Annotated in this window: 19 protein-coding genes; 5 read left to right on the top strand and 14 right to left on the bottom strand. The window is 72.4% G+C overall.

Translation table 11 applies throughout. The annotated features are described in order from the left end of the window. Window positions 1-44: 44 nt before the first annotated feature. From alr to ABZY20_RS20590, 3 genes are all read right to left on the bottom strand, one after another. The gene (gene alr, locus ABZY20_RS20600; protein WP_356442928.1) at window positions 45-1214 is read right to left on the bottom strand and encodes an alanine racemase; all 1170 of its coding nucleotides are present in this window, start codon (window positions 1212-1214) and stop codon (window positions 45-47) included. 80 nt (window positions 1215-1294) lie between these two features. Next, on the bottom strand, window positions 1295-2182 hold the full coding sequence (locus tag ABZY20_RS20595; RefSeq protein WP_356442927.1) for a L,D-transpeptidase family protein: 888 nt from the start codon (window positions 2180-2182) through the stop codon (window positions 1295-1297). Between the two features lie 166 nt (window positions 2183-2348). Then, window positions 2349-3815, bottom strand: a complete 1467-nt coding sequence (locus ABZY20_RS20590) for an NAD(P)H-hydrate dehydratase (protein WP_356442926.1) — start codon at window positions 3813-3815, stop codon at window positions 2349-2351. A gap of 159 nt (window positions 3816-3974) precedes the next feature. On the opposite strand from ABZY20_RS20590, the gene ABZY20_RS20585 reads away from it, so the two are divergent. Further along, window positions 3975-5132 carry a hypothetical protein gene (locus ABZY20_RS20585; RefSeq protein ID WP_356442925.1) on the top strand — a complete coding sequence of 386 codons (1158 nt, stop codon included), beginning with the start codon at window positions 3975-3977 and terminating at the stop codon, window positions 5130-5132. A 76-nt stretch (window positions 5133-5208) separates the two neighbouring features. Here the strand turns inward: ABZY20_RS20585 and ABZY20_RS20580 are convergent, their stop codons facing one another. Further along, window positions 5209-6198 carry a BtrH N-terminal domain-containing protein gene (locus ABZY20_RS20580; protein ID WP_356442924.1) on the bottom strand — a complete coding sequence of 330 codons (990 nt, stop codon included), beginning with the start codon at window positions 6196-6198 and terminating at the stop codon, window positions 5209-5211. Between the two features lie 138 nt (window positions 6199-6336). Between ABZY20_RS20580 and ABZY20_RS20575 the strand changes: the two genes are divergently transcribed. Further along, entirely contained in the window at window positions 6337-6609 is a 273-nt protein-coding gene (locus ABZY20_RS20575) for a hypothetical protein (protein WP_356442923.1), read from the top strand. A 15-nt stretch (window positions 6610-6624) separates the two neighbouring features. On the opposite strand, the gene ABZY20_RS20570 is transcribed toward ABZY20_RS20575, so the two are convergent. From ABZY20_RS20570 to ABZY20_RS20555, 4 genes are all read right to left on the bottom strand, one after another. Continuing rightward, window positions 6625-6996, bottom strand: a complete 372-nt coding sequence (locus tag ABZY20_RS20570) for a holo-ACP synthase (RefSeq protein ID WP_356442922.1) — start codon at window positions 6994-6996, stop codon at window positions 6625-6627. Between the two features lie 433 nt (window positions 6997-7429). Continuing rightward, the gene (glmS, locus tag ABZY20_RS20565; RefSeq protein WP_356442921.1) at window positions 7430-9277 is read right to left on the bottom strand and encodes a glutamine--fructose-6-phosphate transaminase (isomerizing); all 1848 of its coding nucleotides are present in this window, start codon (window positions 9275-9277) and stop codon (window positions 7430-7432) included. 96 nt (window positions 9278-9373) lie between these two features. Continuing rightward, the gene (locus ABZY20_RS20560) at window positions 9374-10183 is read right to left on the bottom strand and encodes an ABC transporter permease (protein WP_356442920.1); all 810 of its coding nucleotides are present in this window, start codon (window positions 10181-10183) and stop codon (window positions 9374-9376) included. Next, the gene (locus ABZY20_RS20555) at window positions 10180-11184 is read right to left on the bottom strand and encodes an ATP-binding cassette domain-containing protein (RefSeq protein WP_356442919.1); all 1005 of its coding nucleotides are present in this window, start codon (window positions 11182-11184) and stop codon (window positions 10180-10182) included. The genes ABZY20_RS20560 and ABZY20_RS20555 overlap by 4 nt, the downstream gene beginning before the upstream one ends. 193 nt (window positions 11185-11377) lie before the next feature. Between ABZY20_RS20555 and coaA the strand changes: the two genes are divergently transcribed. Then, complete coding sequence (gene coaA / locus ABZY20_RS20550; protein WP_356442918.1) at window positions 11378-12346, top strand: type I pantothenate kinase; 969 nt, start codon at window positions 11378-11380, stop codon at window positions 12344-12346. A gap of 32 nt (window positions 12347-12378) precedes the next feature. Further along, window positions 12379-13317, top strand: coding sequence for a DUF389 domain-containing protein (locus tag ABZY20_RS20545; protein ID WP_356443011.1), 939 nt, complete (start codon window positions 12379-12381; stop codon window positions 13315-13317). Between the two features lie 55 nt (window positions 13318-13372). On the opposite strand, the gene glmM is transcribed toward ABZY20_RS20545, so the two are convergent. The 4 genes from glmM to ABZY20_RS20525 all read right to left on the bottom strand — a co-directional run bounded on the left by glmM (window position 13373) and on the right by ABZY20_RS20525 (window position 16421). Further along, the gene (gene glmM, locus ABZY20_RS20540; protein ID WP_356442917.1) at window positions 13373-14731 is read right to left on the bottom strand and encodes a phosphoglucosamine mutase; all 1359 of its coding nucleotides are present in this window, start codon (window positions 14729-14731) and stop codon (window positions 13373-13375) included. A 153-nt stretch (window positions 14732-14884) separates the two neighbouring features. Further along, on the bottom strand, window positions 14885-15397 hold the full coding sequence (rpsI, locus tag ABZY20_RS20535) for a 30S ribosomal protein S9 (RefSeq protein ID WP_031118774.1): 513 nt from the start codon (window positions 15395-15397) through the stop codon (window positions 14885-14887). A gap of 42 nt (window positions 15398-15439) precedes the next feature. Beyond that, a complete protein-coding gene (rplM, locus tag ABZY20_RS20530; RefSeq protein ID WP_086737897.1) occupies window positions 15440-15883 on the bottom strand; it encodes a 50S ribosomal protein L13 in 444 nt (147 codons plus the stop codon). Between the two features lie 217 nt (window positions 15884-16100). Continuing rightward, window positions 16101-16421 (bottom strand): hypothetical protein, encoded by a 321-nt coding sequence (locus ABZY20_RS20525; protein ID WP_356442916.1) that lies wholly within the window; start codon window positions 16419-16421, stop codon window positions 16101-16103. Between the two features lie 74 nt (window positions 16422-16495). On the opposite strand from ABZY20_RS20525, the gene ABZY20_RS20520 reads away from it, so the two are divergent. Further along, window positions 16496-17365 (top strand): hypothetical protein, encoded by an 870-nt coding sequence (locus ABZY20_RS20520; protein ID WP_356442915.1) that lies wholly within the window; start codon window positions 16496-16498, stop codon window positions 17363-17365. A 4-nt stretch (window positions 17366-17369) separates the two neighbouring features. Here ABZY20_RS20520 and ABZY20_RS20515 read toward each other — a convergent pair whose 3' ends face one another. Both ABZY20_RS20515 and ABZY20_RS20510 read right to left on the bottom strand, forming a co-directional pair. After that, the gene (locus ABZY20_RS20515) at window positions 17370-18449 is read right to left on the bottom strand and encodes an NlpC/P60 family protein (RefSeq protein ID WP_356442914.1); all 1080 of its coding nucleotides are present in this window, start codon (window positions 18447-18449) and stop codon (window positions 17370-17372) included. A gap of 40 nt (window positions 18450-18489) precedes the next feature. Then, window positions 18490-18972, bottom strand: coding sequence for a poly-gamma-glutamate biosynthesis protein PgsC/CapC (locus tag ABZY20_RS20510; RefSeq protein WP_356442913.1), 483 nt, complete (start codon window positions 18970-18972; stop codon window positions 18490-18492). Between the last annotated feature and the right edge of the window lie 64 nt (window positions 18973-19036).

The raw sequence follows: 19036 nt of genomic DNA, 5'->3' as shown, positions 1-19036 counted from the left end.
CCACTGGGCCCGCTGTTTCCCGCGTGACCGGTCCTCTGTGCGGGTTACCCGTCCTGGTCCTCATGCACATAGACGCGCGGAACACGCGTTCCGATCCGGGTCACGATCTCGTAGGCGATGGTTCCGGCCGCCTGCGCCCAGTCCTCGGCGGTGGGCTCCCCGCGGTCCCCCGGGCCGAAGAGGACCGCCTCGGCTCCCGGTGCGGGCTCGTCCCCGCCCAGGTCCACCACGAACTGGTCCATGGCGACCCGTCCCGCGATCGTCCGCCACTTGCCCTCGATCAGGACCGGCCCGGCCGAGGAGGCGTGCCGCGGGATGCCGTCCGCGTACCCGAGCGGGACGAGCCCGAGGGTGGTCGCGCCGGGGGTCACGTACCCGTGGCCGTAGCTCACGCCGTGCCCGCCCGGGACGTGCTTGACCAGGGCCATCGAGGCGGAGAGCGTCATCACGGGCCGCAGTCCGAAGTCGGCCGGGGTGCCGAGCTCGGGGCTCGGGGAGATGCCGTAGGTGGCGATGCCCGTGCGGACCAGGTCGAAGTGGCTCTCGGGCAGGGTGAGCGTGGCCGGCGAGTTGGCGATGTGCCGGACCTCGGGCCGCACGCCCTGCCGCTCGGCGTCGGCGACCATCTCCCGGAACAGCCGCAGCTGGGCGGCGACAGAGGGATGGCCGGGCTCGTCGGCGCAGGCGAAGTGCGACCACAGCCCGGTGACGCGCAGCAGGCCCTCGGCCTCGGCGCGCAGGGCCTCCCGTACGAGCTCGGACCAGTCCGCGCCGGGCTGGCAGCCGTTGCGCCCGAGCCCGGTGTCCGCCTTGAGCTGCACCCGCGCGGGGCGGTCCGCGAGCCGGGCCGCCGCCACGAGCTCCCTGAGCGCCCACATCCCGCTGACGGACACGTCCAGGTCCGCCTCGACGGCCTCGCGCCAGGGCCCGCCCGGCGTCCACAGCCAGCACATGATGCGGCCCGGCAGCCCGGCGGCCCGCAGGGCCAGGGCCTCCTCCGGGGTCGCCGTGCCCAGCCAGCTCGCCCCCGCGGCGACGGCGGCACGGGCGCACGGCACCGCGCCGTGGCCGTACGCCTCGGACTTCACCACGGCCATCACGGCCGCGCCCGGGGCATGGGCGCGCAGGGCCCGCACATTGGACCGCAGGGCGGCCAGGTCGATCTCGGCGCGGGCCCGCAGGGGTGCGGTCCGGAGGGCTGTTCTCTCGCTCATCGCGCCCAGTGTCTCAGAGGCCCCCGACAGCCCGGCGGCAGCGGCCCCACGAGCCCCGCGGCACCCCCCGGGAGGACCGCCTAGGTCCCCGGCCGCCGCCCCCACACGAACACCCAGTCCCCCTTCTTCAGCACGCCCCACAGCCGCCTCGCGTCCGCCACGGTGAGATTCACGCAGCCCATCGAGCCCGCGCCCGTGTGCAGACTGCCGTAGACGCCGTGGAATGCCTGCCCGCCGTTGAAGAACTGCGCGTACGGCATCGGCGTGTTGTACAGCGTCGACCAGTGGTTCTTGTGCCGCCAGTAGATCCGGTGCCAGCCGGCCCGGGTCCGGTACCCGGCCCGCCCGCTGCGGATCGGCACCGTCCCGTACACGACGGCCCTGCCCTTCTGCACCCACATCAGCTGCCGGTCGAGGTCGACGCAGACCACGGGGTGGGTCCGCAGCGGGCACTTCCCGGCCGCGTTCGGGTTCCGCCGCGCGGACAGGTAGCGCATCCGCGACCACGTGACCGGCCCGGCGAACCCGATGGCCGGCTTGATGCCCTGCCTCACCTGGAACGCCCGGACGGCCCGGCAGTCGGCCGCGGACTGCCTGCCGTCCACCCGCAGCCCGAGCCACCGCTCGACCTGCCGCTGGTACGGCCCCGTCTTGGCGGTGCAGCTCACCTGCGCGACCGCCTCCCCCAACGGCACGTACTCGACGAGCGCGTACGTCCCCGCCACCGCCCTGCGCGGCTCGACGGCGTCCTCACCGGCGGACGGCGTGTACACCACGGGCGGCAGCGCCTGGTCGGGCGTGTCGAGCGACCAGGGCTGCGCGGGCCCGGGCGCCACACCGGGCACGAGCTCGGCCGGCGGCCCGGGCGCGGGCGGCACGGGAGCGGCGCTCGCGACACCCCCGGGCAGCACGGCGACAGCGGCGAGCAGCAGGGCGACGGCACGACCGGCGGTACGTCTGGGGGTCATACGGGCCAGAGAAGCGCCCGGGCGGCACCCGACGAGGACGCCGCGCGGCCGGGGTCCCCCGGACGGCGTGCAGGAGGGACGGCGTGCGGTCGCCGTTTCCCTCCGCAGAGGCCCGCCTCAGCCCTCACCCGACACCCCTCGCCCCTCACCCCTCACCCCTCACCCCTCACCCCTCACCCAGGACGTTCCGCCAGGCCTCCGGGATCGCCGAGGCCACGTCGTGCGCGCCCGCCGGTGCCCCGGCCGCCGCCAGCCTTCCGGCCAGCCCGTGCACGTACGCCCCCGCGCTGCCCGCGTCCAGCGCGGACAGTCCCGCCGCCAGCAGCGACCCCGCGAGTCCCGAGAGCACGTCCCCGCTTCCCGCCGTGGCCAGCCAGCCCGTCCCGGTCGGGTTCACCCGGACCGCTCCGCCTCCCGCGTCGGCCACCAGCGTCGTCGAGCCCTTCAGCAGCACCGTCGCCCCGTACCGCGCCGCCAGCTCCCGCACGGCCGCCAGCCGGGCGCCCTCGACCTCCGTCCGCTCCACGCCGAGCAGGGCCGCCGCCTCTCCCGCGTGCGGGGTCATCAGGGTCGGGGCCCGCCGTCCCCGGACCGCGTCCGCGTCGGCCAGCCGCAGCCCGTCCGCGTCGACCAGCACCGGCACGTCCGCCGCCAGCACCTCCGCCACGGTCGCGGCGTCGTCGCCGGCCCCCGGTCCGACGACCCAGGCCTGCACCCGCCCGGCCCGCTTCGGTCCCCGGTCCGACACGAGCGTCTCGGGGAACCGCGCGATGACCGCCTCGGCGGCCGGCCCGACGTACCGCACGGCCCCGGCGCCGCCCCGCAGGGCTCCGGCGACGGCCAGCACCGCGGCACCCGGGTAGCGCGCCGACCCGGCGGCGATCCCGACGACGCCCCGCCGGTACTTGTCGCTCTCCGCCCGCGGCACCGGCAGCAGCCGCTCCACGTCGGCGTGCTGCAACGCCTCCAGCTCCGGCTCGTCCGGCAGTTCGAGACCGATGCCGACCAGCCGCACGGACCCGGCGTACTCCCGGGCGGGGTCGACGAGCAGGCCCGGCTTGTGCGTTCCGAAGGTGACCGTCAGATCGGCCCGCATCGCCACGCCCCGCACCTCGCCCGTGTCGGCGTCGACCCCGCTCGGCAGGTCGACGGCCACCACGGCGCCGCGCGACCGGCCGGCCGCGGCGGCCAGCGGCACGGCCTCCGGCCGCAGTCCGCCCTTGCCGCCGATCCCCACGATCCCGTCCACGACGAGATCGGCCCGCTCGACCAGTTCCTCGGCGCCACCCGTGCCGGCGCGGTCACCGGAGTCCTCGCCGACCGGCACCACCCGCCCCCCGGCCCGCCGCAGCGCGGTCAGACCCGCCGTGTGAGCCCTCTCCGGCGTCAGCAGCACCGCCGTGACCCCGGCCCCCCGCCGGGCCAGCCGGGCCCCGGCGAACAGCGCGTCACCCCCGTTGTCGCCGCTGCCGACCAGCAGCACGATGCGGCTGCCGTAGACCCGTCCGAGCAGATCCGCGCAGGCCGCGGCGAGTCCGGCGGCGGCGCGCTGCATCAGCGCCCCCTCCGGCAGCCGCGCCATGAGCCGTCGTTCGGCGGTCCTGACCGTCTCCACGCTGTACGCACGTCGCATGCGGTCGAGTTTCCCGTACGGCCACGCGGCCACTCCCCCGCATCACGCGCCCCTGCGAACCGTGTCGCGGCCATTGACGCTCCGCCGCCGCTTTGCCAGACTCCCGGCGCGCAGAAAGCGCTTGCACACACCCCCACGTTCGACGAAACCGAGGCCCTCATGGGACGCAGAGCCGCATTCTTAGCCGCTGCCGGTGCCACCGCCCTGCTCACCGCCGCCGGCACCCTGAGCACCGCCCCCGCCACCGCCGCCCCCTCCCGCGCCCAGGCCTGCGGCGACGGCTCCTTCCACGCCGAGGCCGTGCAGAGCGGCAGCACCTGGACCGCCCGGCGCGGCGGAAGCACCGTCCACACCGGCACCGACATGCGTGCCGCGGTCCAGGCGGCCGTCAACAGCCTCACCGCCGGGCGCACCTCGAAGGAACGGGTCGTGGTCCGCGGCTCCGGTTCGATCCCGGCCGGCTCGCGCATCTCCCTGCCGAGCTACACCGTCCTCGACGTCTGCGGCACGATCAACGTCACCGGCAGCGGCTCGGGCGACCAGGCGCCGGTCTACTCCCGGGGCACCCGTGACGTCGAGGTCCAGAACCTCAAGCTGACCGGCACCCCGCTCTACGGCGTCTTCCTGCGCAACGTCCAGAACGTGGTGCTCGGGCAGATCGACATGCGCCTGTCCGGCGGTCTGGGCGTCCGGATCGACAACCGCGGCGACACCAGCCAGTGGACGCGCAACGTCCGCATCGACGACGTCTACGTCTCCGGCGCGTCCAGCCACGCCGTCGAGACCTACGGCGTCGACGGCCTCACCATCGGCACGGTCACCGCCCGCAACGTCGGCGAGTCGGGCCTGCTGCTCAACCAGACCGTCAACGCGAACGTCACCAAGGTCGACGCCGAGAACGCGGGCACCGGCACCGGTTACGCCGCCTTCCGCATGGCCAACCGCAACGGCCGGGTCGGCAGCGCCTACCCCACCAACATCCGCGTCGGCGAGGTCATCGCGCGCGGTGGCGGGCGCGGGGTGTTCTGCGTCTCCGAGAGCGGCGGCGCCGTCATCGACAAGGTGACGCTCTCGAACACCGGCAACAACTCGGTGCTGATCGAGAACTGCTACAACGTCAGCCTCGCGACCCAGAGCGGCACCATCACCGGCGGCGGCGAACTGCGCCTGGCGGCCCGCTCGGAGTTCCCCAACAACAAGGACATCACCATCCAGAACCTGACGGTCGCCAACGCGGCCATCAGGGAGAGCCCTTGCGGCGAGAACACCACCTTCCGCAACATCACCCGGGTGAACACCAGCCAGACGATCTGCTGACCGGCGCCCCGTCACCGGCCCCCGCCCGCCACCGGCCCCCGCCCGCCACCGGCCCCCGTCCGTCAGCGGCGGGGGCTCACGCGCGCAGGCGGCTCAGCGCCCCCATGGCCTCGCGCTCGACGCGCGCGATGTCGGCCAGGACGGCACCGGCGCGCACGAGGCGCTCCCCGTCGCCCGACTCGCCGGCCGCCGTGAGCAGCGCGGCGACCTCCGTCCACAGCGCGGCCGCCTCGGTGTACAGCCGGTGGCCGGTCCGCAGCGGGCCGCTGTCGAGCCACTGGGCGCACTCGGCGAGGAAGTCGCGGTAGAGGTTGCGGAACAGGGCTCCGCCGGTGCCGGCCTTCTCCATCAGGAGCGCGGCCTGCGGCAGATCGCGCCGCGGGTCCTCGACGCGCTCCAGCCAGCGGGGCACGAGCTTCGCGGCCTTCTCGATGCCCCGGTGGCCGAGGTTGGCGATGGGCGGGTGGAGGAAGGCGTCCGCGCAGGCGGTGACGGCGGGGACGATCCGGTCGCGCGGGGCGGGCGGGGTCCGCGCAGCGGTGAGGGTGAAGGACCGGTGCCTGGCGGTCATCGGCCCGCGCGCCGCCCTGGCCCGGGCGAGGGAGTCCAGAGCGGTGGACACGGCGCCGCCCTGTTGTTCGGTGTCCACGAGGTAGGCGTCGCGCTCGTCGTAGCCGTACAGGGCGACGACATGCCCGCCGAAGTGCACCTTCGAGGTGAAGTAGTCCAGGTGGTAGCTGTCGAGCTGCAGCCCGACGGGGCGTCCGGCGTCGACGGCCGCCGTCACGTCCTGCCATCCCCTGCGGGCGGACGCGGTCTCCCGCACCGCGAGTTCCAGCCCGAGCCGGCCGGCCAGGTTCCTGGTCAGCTCGAAGGGCTTGACCCGCCCTCCGAGGAACGGGACGTCCATGTTCTTGCTGTCCCAGTAGACGAAGGACAGGCCGGAGCCGAGGCCGAAGAGCATCGGCTCGGACAGGTCGACGCCCTCGTGCCGCAGCAGCACGCCCAGGGCCGTCGTCTCGCAGTGCTGCCCACCGCGCGTGTCGACGCCTTTCACCATGACCATGCCCGGTCCTCCCGGAAGTCCGCTATGCTCGACCAAGGATTTGAACCCGTTCAAAAACGGAATCGTCCGTACGAGCCCTGCAACCAGAGTCGCTCACCCAGGCCGCTCACCGGCGGCCTTCACCAGGGGAGGCCTCACATGGCCGGATCCACCGGCTCCACGGCGGCCGACGCGCCCGCCACCGCACTCGGCCCCACCGCCCTCGTCCTCGGCGCGCTCTCCGTCGTGTGCGCCGGGGCGTTCCTCATCCCCTGGTCGGTGCTGACCGGGGCGCTGGCCGTCACGTTCGGCGCGACGGGCGTGCACTACGCCCGCAAGGGCACCGGCCGGCTGTGGACGGCGGCGACGGGCATGGCGCTCGGCGCGGCGGGATTCTGCGGCACCGTCACGCTCCTGTGGGCGATGTCCTGAGAGCACCGCCCCGCCTCACCCCTCGGCGATGACGACGGCCGACGCCACCCCGGCGTCATGACTGAGGGACACGTGCCAGGACCGCACCCCCAGTTCGGCGGCGCGCGCGGCCACGGTCCCGGTCACCCGCAGCCGGGGCTGCCCGCTGGCCTCGACGCACACCTCCGCGTCGGTCCACAGCAGCCCGGGCGGAGCGCCGAGCGCCTTCGCCAGCGCCTCCTTGGCGGCGAACCGCGCGGCCAGTGAGGCGACACCCCGCCGGTCCCCGCTGGGCAGCAGCAACTCCCGCTCCAGGAAAAGCCGTTCGGCCAGCGCGGGCGTGCGCTCCAAGGACGCCGCGAACCGGTCGATCGCGGCGACGTCGATCCCGACCCCGATGATGCTCATGCCCAGCACCCTACGGTGGCGCCGGGCCGTCCCCGCAGGACCCCGGGGCCGATGTCTCGCAGGTGCGCGGCCGCGCGCGGACGGACCCCGGGGACCCGCGCTCGCTCCCGCCCCGCGCCCGGCGGCCGGACCGGCGGTCCCGGCTCGGGACGGCACCCTCGGAGCACAACTACCAAATCACCGCTGAAGAGTTCGCGATGGCCGCGATGAGCGAACGGCATCGCACAAAACGGGAGCAACACAGACCACGAGGTCCAAGTCGCTGGGGACCGCGGTCACATCGACAGCGCTCGTCGCCACGGCCGTCACCGGCACCGTCGCCACCGCCGGCACCGTCGCCACCGTCGGCACGGCCGCCGCCGCTCCGCAGGACTGCGGCAGGGCGATCGTGCACGTCAAGGCCGAGGGGACCGTCAACGTCCGCCCCGCGCGCTCACTCCACCGTCACCGACTTCGCCAGGTTCCGCGGCTGGTCCACCTCGTTGCCCCGGGCGGTCGCCAGCTCGCACGCGAACACCTGCAGCGGCACCGTGGCCACCAGCGGCTGCAGCAGGGTCGGCGTCACCGGCACCCGGATCAGGTGGTCCGCGTAGGGCACCACCTCCTCGTCGCCCTCCTCGGCGATGACGATGGTCCGCGCCCCGCGCGCCCGGATCTCCTGGATGTTCGACACGATCTTGTCGTACAGCACCGACCGCCCCCGCGGCGACGGCACGACCACGACGACCGGCAGGTCCTCCTCGATCAGCGCGATCGGCCCGTGCTTCAGCTCCCCGGCCGCGAACCCCTCGGCGTGCATGTAGGCCAGCTCCTTGAGCTTGAGCGCACCCTCCAGGGCCACCGGGTAGCCGACGTGCCGCCCGAGGAACAGCACCGTGTTCTTCGAGGCCAGGGTGCGCGCCAGCTCCCGCACCGGCTCCATCGTCCCCAGCACCCGCTCCACCGCGCCGGAGACCGACGACAGGTCGCGGATCACCGCCCGGATCTCGTCACCCCACTTGGTGCCCCGGACCTGCCCCAGGTACAGGGCGACCAGGTAGCAGGCCACGAGCTGGGTGAGGAACGCCTTCGTCGAGGCGACGGCCACCTCCGGACCGGCGTGCGTGTACAGCACCGCGTCCGACTCGCGGGGGATCGTCGAGCCGTTGGTGTTGCAGATCGCCAGCACCCTGGAGCCCTGCTCGCGGGCGTGCCGCAGCGCCATGAGGGTGTCCATGGTCTCGCCGGACTGGGAGATGGCGATGACCAGCGTCTGCGCGTCCAGGATCGGGTCCCGGTAGCGGAACTCGCTGGCCAGCTCCACCTCGCACGGGAGCCGCGTCCAGTGCTCGATGGCGTACTTGGCGATCATCCCGGCGTGGAAGGCCGTGCCGCAGGCGACGATGACGACCTTGTCGATCTCCCGCAGCACCCGCGGCGGGATCCGCACCTCGTCCAGGGTCAGCGACCCCGAGCCGTCGATCCGGCCCAGCAGGGTGTCGGCGACCGCCTTGGGCTGCTCGGCGATCTCCTTGAGCATGAAGTAGTCGTAGCCGCCCTTCTCCGCGGCCGAGGCGTCCCAGTCGACGTGGTACGAACGCACGTCGGCCGGGCGGCCGTCGAAGCCCGTCACCACCACGCCGTCCCGGCGCAGCTCCACGACCTGGTCCTGCCCCAGCTCGATCGCCGACCGGGTGTGCTCGATGAACGCGGCGACGTCCGAGGCGAGGAAGGACTCGCCCTCGCCGACCCCGACCACCAGCGGCGAGTTCCGCCGGGCGCCGACCACCACGTCCGGCTCGTCGGCGTGCACCGCGACCAGCGTGAAGGCGCCCTCCAGCCGCCGGCACACCAGGCGCATCGCCTCGGCGAGGTCCGCGCAGGAGGAGAACTCCTCGGCGAGCAGATGCGCCACGACCTCGGTGTCCGTCTCGGAGGACAGCGTGTGCCCGCGCTCCTCCAACTCGGCCCGCAGCAGGGCGAAGTTCTCGATGATGCCGTTGTGGACGACCGCGACGCGCCCCGCGTTGTCGAGGTGCGGGTGGGCGTTGGCGTCGGTCGGGCCGCCGTGCGTGGCCCACCGGGTGTGGCCGATGCCCGTCGTGCCCGTCGGCAGCGGCCTGCCGTCCAGCTCCCTCTCCAGGTTCAGCAGCTTGCCGGCCTTCTTCGCCGCGGCCAGCCCGCCGTCGGCCAGCACGGCGACGCCCGCCGAGTCGTACCCCCGGTACTCCAGCCGCTTCAGCCCGGCCATCACGACCTCGAGCGCCGACTGCGGCCCCACGTAACCCACGATTCCACACATGGGCGGCAGCTTAGGGTCGATTACGGTGCCGAACAGGCCGCTGCGTGCCCGAATTCGGAAATTACCACGGGGGTACGAAGCCCTGATCCCGTGAGATCAGACCTTCGCGCGGTACGCCCTCATGGCCAACGGATAGAAGACCAGGGCGATCCCGGCCGCCCACACCAGCGACCACAGCACCGGCTCCGCCACCGCCCCGCCCAGCAGCAGCCCGCGGAACGCGTCGGACAGATGGGTGACCGGATTGACGTCGCTCCACGCCTGGAGCCAGCCCGGCATGGTGTCGACGACCACGAAGGCGCTGCTGGTGAAGGTGATCGGGAAGATGAGGGTGAAGGCGAACGCCTGCACCTTCTCCGCGTCCCCGGCCAGCATCCCGATCAGCACCGCGCACCAGGACACCGCGGCGGCGAAGACCACCACCAGCAGCACGCCGAGCAGGAACCCGCCGAACCCGCCGGTGACCCGGAAGCCCAGCGCCAGTCCGAGGCAGATCATCAGCACCATCGCCCAGATGTGCTTGGCGAGGTCGGCCGTGATCCGCCCGATCAGCGGCGCCGAGCGGGCGATGGGCAGGCTGCGCAGCCGGTCGAAGACGCCCTTGGTGAGGTCGGTGTTGAGCGCCATGGCCGTGTACATCGTCATGAACAGGGTGTTCTGCACGATGATCCCGGGCAGCGCGTACTTCAGGTACGCCTCGGGCGACCCGGCCATCTGCCCGCCCAGCACATAGGTGAACAGGAACACGAACATGATCGGCGTGATGCTGTAGTCGACCAGTTCGAGCGGGTTGTGCTTGACGGCGACCAGGCTCCGCCAGGCCATGGTGAAGGTCTGCCGCACCCCGGCCAGGGGCGGCACCCGGCCCGACCCGGTGACCGGTGCCGTGACGGTGGTGGCGGTCATGGCCGGCTCACCGCCCTCTCCAGCTCGTCGTCGCGGACGGCCGCCTCGCCGTCCTCCTGCTCCTCGCCGGGTTCGGCGCGGTGGCCCGTCAGGGCGAGGAAGACCTCGTCGAGCGAGGAGCGGCGCAGGGCCAGCTCGCCCACCGCGATCCCCTCCCGGTCCAGCGCCCGTACGACGGCCGGCATCAGCTCGGGGTCCTTCACCGGGGCGGTGATCGTCTCGCCCTCGATCCGGGCCTTCGGCCCGGCGGCCGCGGCCACCAGCGCGTGCGCCCGGGCCAGGTCCTGCCCGAGGATCGGCCGCAGCTCCAGCACCTGCCCGCCGACCTGGGCCTTCAGCCGGTCGGGCGTGCCCTCGGCGATCACCCGGCCCTTGTCGATCACCACGATGTCGTCGGCGAGCACATCGGCCTCGTTCAGGTACTGCGTGGTCAGCAGGGCGGTCGCCCCGTCCGCGACCAGGCCGCGCAGCAGGTCCCACAGCTCACCGCGGCTGTGCGGATCGAGGCCCGTGGTCGGTTCGTCGAGGAAGAGGATGCTGGGCCGTCCCACCAGGCTGGCCGCGAGGTCCAGCCGCCGGCGCATGCCTCCGGAGAAGGTCTTGGCGGCCCGTCCGGCCGCGTGCGTCAGCTGGAAGCGCTCCAGCAGCTCTCCGGCCCGCGCCTTGGCCTCCCGGCGCGGCATGCCCAGCAGCCGCCCGATGAGCAGCAGGTTCTCCGTGCCGGTCAGGTTCTCGTCGACCGCCGCGTACTGCCCGGTCAGCCCGACCATGGCACGCACCACCCCGGCGTCCCGGACCACGTCGTGGCCCGCCACGTGGGCCCTGCCCCGGTCGGGGCGGAGCAGCGTGGCGAAGATCCGTACGGCGGTGGTCTTGCCCGCGCCGTTGGGCCCCAGCAGGCCGAGCACCGTGCCCTTGCGGGCCGCCAGGTCCACGCCGGCCAGCGCCTCGGTGTCCTTGAACCGTTTGACCAGGCCTTCCGCCTCTATCGCGTACGTCATGGGTCACCTCTGGGGTCCGTGGGCCCCGGCCTGGGCCCACCCTTCCCACAACTGTGACGCACACCACTGACATTCCTCCCCTTGGCCGGTTTTCTCCGGTATGCCCGGTCCGGCGGGGCTCGGGTGACGGATCCCACCTCACGGTCCGTTCGTCCGCCCGTAACAATGGACTGTGATCTCTCCGGTCTCCCCGATGCCCCGGAGCGCCCACCGGCAGCGGCCGGAGGCGACTCCCTACGTCGACCTCACCCGAGCCGAGTGGAGCGCGCTGCGCGACAAGACGCCGCTGCCGCTCACCGCCGAGGAGGTCGAGAAGCTGCGCGGTCTCGGCGACGTGATCGACCTCGACGAGGTGCGGGACATCTACCTGCCGCTGTCCCGCCTGCTCAACCTGTACATCGGGGCGACGGACGGCCTCAGGGGCGCCCTCAACACCTTCCTCGGCGAGCAGGGCTCGCAGTCCGGCACCCCGTTCGTGATAGGCGTCGCCGGCTCGGTCGCGGTGGGCAAGTCGACGGTCGCCCGCCTCCTGCAGGCGCTGCTGTCGCGCTGGCCCGAGCACCCGCGCGTGGAACTGGTCACCACCGACGGCTTCCTGCTGCCCACCCAGGAGCTCCAGGCCCGCGGCCTGATGTCGCGGAAAGGTTTCCCCGAGTCCTACGACCGCCGCGCCCTGACCCGCTTCGTCGCCGACATCAAGGCCGGCAAGGACGAGGTCACGGCCCCCGTCTACTCCCACCTGATCTACGACATCGTCCCCGGCAGGCGGCTCAGCGTCCGCCGCCCCGACATCCTGATCGTCGAGGGCCTGAACGTCCTGCAGCCCGCCCTGCCCGGCAAGGACGGCCGCACCCGCGTCGGCCTCGCCGACTACTTCGACTTCAGCGTCTACGTCGACGCCCGCGTCGACGACATCGAGCGCTGGTACCTCAACCGCTTCCGCAAGCTGCGCGCGACCGCCTTCCAGAACCCGTCGTCGTACTTCCGCAAGTACACCCAGGTCTCGGAGGAGGAGGCGCTCGACTACGCCCGGACGATGTGGCGCACGATCAACCGGCCCAATCTGGTGGAGAACATCGCCCCCACCCGCGGCCGTGCCACCCTCGTGGTGCGCAAGGGCCCGGACCACAAGGTGCAGCGGCTCAGCCTGCGCAAACTGTGACGTCCGGAAAGAGGCCCTGACAGATGGTCGCCATGCTTCACCTGCGCCTGATCTCGCCGTCCGACAGGACCGACGAGGTGCTGCGGCTGCTCGACGAGACGGTCGGCACGACCCACCTCGTCGTCCTGCCGGACACCGCCCGCAGCCCGGCGGGGGACGTCGTCATGTGCGACGTGGCACGCGAGGCCGGCGACGAACTCCTCGGCAGGCTGCGCGAACTCGGCCTCGACTCCAGCGGCTCCATCGCCGTCGAGAGCATCGACCTGTCCCTGTCCGACCGGGCCGACCGGGCCGAGGCCGAGGCACCCGGCGAGGGCGCGGACGCGGTCCTGTGGGAGCACCTGACCGACGAGACGCACGAGGAGTCCACGCTCTCCGTCACGTACCTGGCCTTCATCACGCTCGCCACGATGATCGCGGCCTGCGGCGTGGTCCTGGACAACGCGATCCTGATCGTCGGAGCGATGGCCGTGGGCCCGGAGTTCGGCCCCCTGGCCGGCATCAGCACCGCGATCGTGCGACGCCGGCCGCGCCTGGCGCTGCGCTCCCTGATCGCCCTGCTGGTGGGCTTCGCGGCGGCGATGGCGGTGACGGTCGCCTTCAGCCTGTTCATGGACGCCGTCGACCTGTTCACCGAGGCCCGGCTGGAAGCGGAGCGCCCCAACACCGGCTTCATCTACGCCCCGGACTGGCTGTCCTTCGTCGTGGCCGTGCTGGCCGGAACCGCCGGCACCCTCTCCCTGACCTCGGCCAAGTCGGGCGCCCTGGTGGGCGTGGCCATCTCGGTGACCACGATCCCGGCGGCGGCGAACGCGGCCGTGGCCCTGAGCTACGGCGACACGGCCCAGACCTGGGGCTCCACCCAGCAGCTCCTGCTGAACCTGCTGGGCATCACGCTCGCGGGCACCCTGACGCTGCTGGCCCAGAAGTGGCTCTGGTCCCGGCAGCGCAGCAACACGCCGCAGACGTAAGGGAAGAGGCCGGGAGGGTGCGCGGCCCGCGCACCCTCCCGGCCCCGGCCCGCCGTCAGCCCAGCGCGGACTTCACCGCGTCGGCCAGCCGCCCGGCCACGGACCGGGCCTGCTCGATGTCCGCCGCCTCGACCATCACACGCACCAGCGGCTCGGTGCCCGACGGCCGGAGCAGCACCCGCCCCGTCGACCCGAGCTCCCGCTCCGCGTCCGCGACGGCGGCCGACAGCTCCGCGGAGGTCCCCACCCGGGACCTGTCCACGTCCGGCACGTTGATCAGCACCTGCGGCAACCGCTCCATGACCGCGGCCAGCTCCTTCAGCGGACGCCCGCTCCCGGCCACCCGGGCCGCCAGCATCAGGCCGGTGAGCGTGCCGTCGCCGGTCGTCGCGTGGTCGAGGACGATCACGTGCCCGGACTGCTCGCCGCCGAGCGCGTAACCGTGCTGCTTCATCTCCTCCAGCACGTACCGGTCGCCCACGGCGGTCTGCACCAGTTGGATGCCCTCGCGCTCCATGGCGAGCTTGAAGCCCAGGTTGGACATCACCGTCGCCACCACGGTGTCCGACCGCAGTGTGGACCGCTCCCGCATGGCCAGCGCGAGCACGGCCAGGATCTGGTCCCCGTCCACCTCGTCACCGGCGTGGTCGACGGCGAGGCACCGGTCGGCGTCCCCGTCGTGCGCGATGCCGAGGTCCGCGCCGTGCTCGACGACGGCCGCCTTCAGCTTGTCCAGGTGGGTCGAGCCGCACCCGTCGTTGATGTTGAGCCCGTCCGGCTCGGCACCGATCGTGACGACCTCGGCACCGGCCCGCTGGAACGCCTCGGGCGAGACCCGGGCGGCGGCGCCGTGCGCCTCGTCGAGGACGACCTTCAGCCCGTCGAGCCGGTTCGGCAGGACGCCCAGCAGGTGCTCGACGTACCGGTCGACGCCCTCGTCGTACTCACGGACGCGGCCCACGCCGGCGCCGGTCGGCCGGTCCCACGGGGCGCCGGTGCGGTGCTCCTCGTAGACGGACTCGATCCGGTCCTCCAGCTCGTCGGCGAGCTTGTGACCACCGCGGGCGAAGAACTTGATGCCGTTGTCGGGCATGGCGTTGTGGCTCGCGGAGAGCATCACACCGAGGTCGGCTCCGAGCTCGCCGGTCAGATGGGCCACCGCGGGCGTCGGCAGCACGCCGACCCGCAGCACGTCCACTCCGGCGCTGGCGAGGCCCGCCACCACGGCGGCCTCCAGGAACTCCCCGGACGCGCGCGGGTCACGCCCGACGACCGCGGTCGGCCGGTGCCCCTCGAACGTGCCCGCCTCGGCCAGTACGTGCGCCGCGGCCACGGAGAGGCCCAGGGCCATCTCCGCCGTCAGATCCGCGTTGGCGACACCGCGCACGCCGTCCGTGCCGAAGAGTCGTCCCACTGTGCTGTCCTCCGTATTGCTGAAGAGAGTGCGGCTCACACCCCCGAGTGCCTCCCTGACACTGTCCGGGAGCTGTAGGGGTTGTGTAAACGAACCGCCCCGGCAGCACGATTCGTGCAGCCGGGGCGTTCGTTGCGAAGACAGCGGGCGCGATTAGCGCTTGCTGTACTGCGGGGCCTTGCGGGCCTTCTTCAGACCGGCCTTCTTGCGCTCGACCGCACGGTCGTCGCGGCGGAGGAAGCCGGCCTTCTTCAGCGGACCGCGGTTGTTGTCCACGTCGGCCTCGTTCAGCGCGCGGGCGACACCGAGACGGAGCGCACCGGCCTGACCGGAGACACCGCCGCCGGCGATGCGGGCGACGACGTCGTAGCGGCCCTCGAGCTCGAGGACCTTGAACGGCTCGTTGACTTCCTGCTGGTGCACCTTGTTCGGGAAGTAGTCCTCGAGGGTGCGACCGTTGATCTTCCACTTGCCGGTGCCCGGGACGATCCGGACACGGGCGATGGCGTTCTTGCGACGGCCCAGGCCGGCGGCCGGCTGGGGCTCGCCGAAGCGGGAAGCCATGGACTCCGAGGTGTACTCGCCCTCGACGGGAACCTCGGACTCGGTGGTGTAGCTGTCGATGTCAAGCTCTTCGAGCGGCTGCTCGGCAGTGGTCTCGGCCACGATTCTCCTCAGATTCTCTTCAGTCTTAGGGGGTGGCCGGACTTACTGCGCGACCTGGGTGATCTCGTACGGCTGCGGCTGCTGCGCGCCGTGCGGGTGCTGGTCACCCTTGTAGACCTTCAGCTTCGAGAGCATCTGACGGCCCAGAGTGTTCTTGGGGAGCATGCCCTTGACGGCCTTCTCGATGGCCTTCTCGGGGTTCTTGTCGAGCAGCTCGTCGTAACGGACGGAGCGCAGACCACCCGGGTAGCCGGAGTGGCGGTACGCCATCTTCTGGGTGCGCTTGTTGCCGGAGAGGTGCACCTTGTCGGCGTTGATGATGATGACGAAGTCACCAGTGTCGACGTGCGGCGCGTAGATCGGCTTGTGCTTGCCCCGGAGAAGGGTCGCTGCGGTGGAGGCGAGACGGCCCAGGACGACGTCCTGAGCGTCAATGACGTGCCACTGGCGCGTCACATCGCCGGGCTTGGGGCTGTACGTACGCACGGTTCGTAGCCTTCGCTTCGAGTGAATGGTCCTGACAAGGTCACCGAAACGATCACGACAGCCTGGACCGCACTGCGGCGACGCATACCGCGTACGTGGGGTCGCTGGTCATCGGCCCGGTGGACCGGTGTAAGGGCCCGTCCCGTGAGAATGAGCAAGCCAATACACAACGAACAAGCAGAATACCGGTGCGTTCGACAAGGGTCAAAACGCGGGATCAGCGCCGCCCCCGGACCCCCGGCGCGCACAGCGCGGCACACACCGTCACGGCCCTGCGCAGGGTCCGCGCCCGCACGCCCCGCACCGGCCGTCCGTACGGGAACACCGACGACAGCATCACATCGGCGCACACCCCGGCGCACCACCGCAGCGGGGAACGGCCGCCGCGCGGCCGCCGCACCGCCCGCACCACCCCGACCAGCACCGGCGCCCACGCAGCCGTCGCGAGCGGCGGCCACCACGACGGGCACACCAGCAGCGCCACCGCCGGCAGCAGCCGCCCCAACCACCCGAAGATGTCGCATTTGCCCGTCCGCATGGGAGGAACGCTAGGGGCTCCGGGCCCGCTCCGGCCGGACCAGCACACCCCATGTCCCGTCTAAGATGCGGCCCATGAGCTTTGGGCAGGGGGGACCTCAGTCCCAGTGGGATCCCTGGAAACCGCAGTCGCAGCAGCCGTGGAACGGCGGCGGCCAGTCTCCCGACTGGGCCGCGCTCGCCGAGGCGTCCGAGGCCCGCAACAAGCGACGCCGGCTGCTGATGATCGGCGGCGGCGCGCTCGGCATCGTCGCGATCGGCACCGCCGTGGCGGTCGCCGTGGTCTCGGCCAACGGCGACGACCGGCCGAACTCCCCTGCCTCCCTGCCCTCGGCGGACATCCCCAGCGGCACCGCCTCGGCGCCGTCGTTCGCCCCGACCAGCGCCCCGCCCCCGCTGGACCCGAAGGACTTCGTCGCCAGCGCCAGGAAGGACAAGGCGCCGCTCAGCCCGGACACCCTCTTCCCGGGGACCCAGCTGACCATGGGCGGGACCGTCTACAAGAAGGGCCCCACCGCCGACACCCGCAGCTGCGCCACGGCGGCCGGCGGCACCCTCCCCAAGATCCTCACCGCCAACGACTGCACGCGCCTGATACGCGTGACCTACGTCAACGGCGGCATCGCGGTCACGGTCGGCGTGGCCGTCTTCGACACCGAGGCGCAGGCGCTCAAGGCCAAGGGCCAGACCAACAAGAAGAGCTTCGTGAAGTCGCTCTCCGGCGGCGGCGTGAAGAACTTCTGCGAGTCCGGCGTCTGCCGCACGACCAGCAACTCCTACGGCCGCTACGCCTACTTCACCAACGCCGGCTTCACCAGCGGCAAGGACGTCACCACGAAGGACACCGACGTGTTCCGCACCGGCGACGACCTCCAGCAGCACACGTTCAACCAGATCCGCCGCCGCGGCGAGGCGCAGGCGTCCGCCGCAGCGGCGGCCGGGTGACCGGTCACAGCCGCTTGGCGCTGCGCAGCGTCTTGGCGTAGTAGCCGTTGCCGTCCAGCCGCGAGACCCCGCCGACGTCACCGATGGTCGGCCCGTTGACCTCCTCGCGGCTGGAGACGAAGATCAGGTGGCCCTCGGTGTCGTAGCCGAGCACCATGCCGACGTGGTCCAGGCGCTGCGCGGTGCGTGTGTCGAGCTTGAAGAAGACCAGGTCACCGGGCTGGAGCTGGTCGATGCCGGTGGGCCGGTCCTTGGCCGAGACACCGGTGAGCGGCAGGATGTCGGCGCCCCGGTCGGAGCGGGCCATGCCGTTCGCGGTGCGCGGCAGGCCGTCACCGGAGGCGTCCGTGGACATCAGCGGGTAGCGGGCGCGGTAGCCGAACACCATCCGTATGAACCCCGAGCAGTCGATCGAGCGGGCGCGTGCCGTCTCCGGCTGCCCGATCGCGCCGTCCCGGAAGGGGTAGGGCACGCCGAGGTAGTCGTAGAAGTCGGACTGCTCCAGGCGCAGGTCACCGCCCTCCGCCCCGCTCGCGTTGAGCGGACCGAAGTTGGCGTCGCCGGCGTAGACGATGCCGCGCTCGTCCTTCTTGTCCTTGGCGCCCGCGACGTACTGGAAGGCGACGGCCAGGAGGTCGTCCTCCTTGCTGCCCTGGTACTGGGCGTACCAGTCCTTGAACCACTTCTGCCGGTCCGCGCCCTTCTTCCAGGGCTCGGGCATGAGGCGCACCCAGTCGGTCGTGGAGACCTTGGAGCTGGTCGAGGAGGGCTCGGCGAAGGTGCGGGCCGGACCGGTCAGGGTCGCGGTGCGCGCCCCGTCGGTGAACACCGCTTCGACCTGGCCGTCGGACCCGCGCAGCACGGAGCGGGCGGGGTTCTCCAGCCGGGACCAGCTCTGCCCGCCCTCGTCGCGCTTCTTCGTCCCGGCCCGGTCCGAGCCGTCGAGCACGCCGACGTTCGTGATCTCCGGGACGCCCTTGTCCTCCTGCTTGCGCAGCTCCACGGTGAGGTAGCCGGAGGTCGCGACGAGCCCCAGCACCACGAGGCCGGACAGGACCGGCCGCGATTTCTTCTTCCCTGCCATGTGTTCTCTCCTGGGTTCTCGGTCGCCGGGACGCCGGTTCTCAGACGGTGGGCATGATGCCGAGCAGCAGTCCGGCGGCGACGACGATGTAGGCCATGAGCGAGACGGTGCCGGTCGCCAGCAGCGTCGCCCCCTTGGGCTGGCGGACCATCTGGTACGCGATCAGGCCCGGCACGATGAAGCCGAGGGTCTGGTTGCCGTACAGCAGCGGGAACTCCAGCGAGAGCACGATCATCACGGTGGCCTGGAGCAGCACGCCCAGCAGGACCACCGCGGCGAACAGCCGCTTGCCGTAGAGGATCACCAGCCGCTGCATGACCTTGGTGCCCGCGTAGGTGAGGGCGGTGACGCCGACCACCATGGCCGCCCGCTGGAGGTCCTCGATGAGGGTCAGGGCGAGCCAGCCGGGCGTGATCATGCCGCCGGGCGACAGGTTGGTGGTCAGGTAGCACAGCAACGAGAAGAACAGGCCGATGGCGATGCCGAGGGCGGCCATCTCGGGGGACAGGGCGGCGGTGGTCAACGGGTTCTCCGGGCACGGGCGACGGGGTACGGATGCAGGTTCGGCGCGGGGCGGTCGGCGGTCG

The sequence above is a fragment of the Streptomyces sp. NPDC006624 genome, from assembly GCF_040611555.1.
Taxonomy (GTDB): Bacteria; Actinomycetota; Actinomycetes; order Streptomycetales; family Streptomycetaceae; genus Streptomyces.
This window is presented reverse-complemented; position numbering and strand designations above follow the sequence as displayed.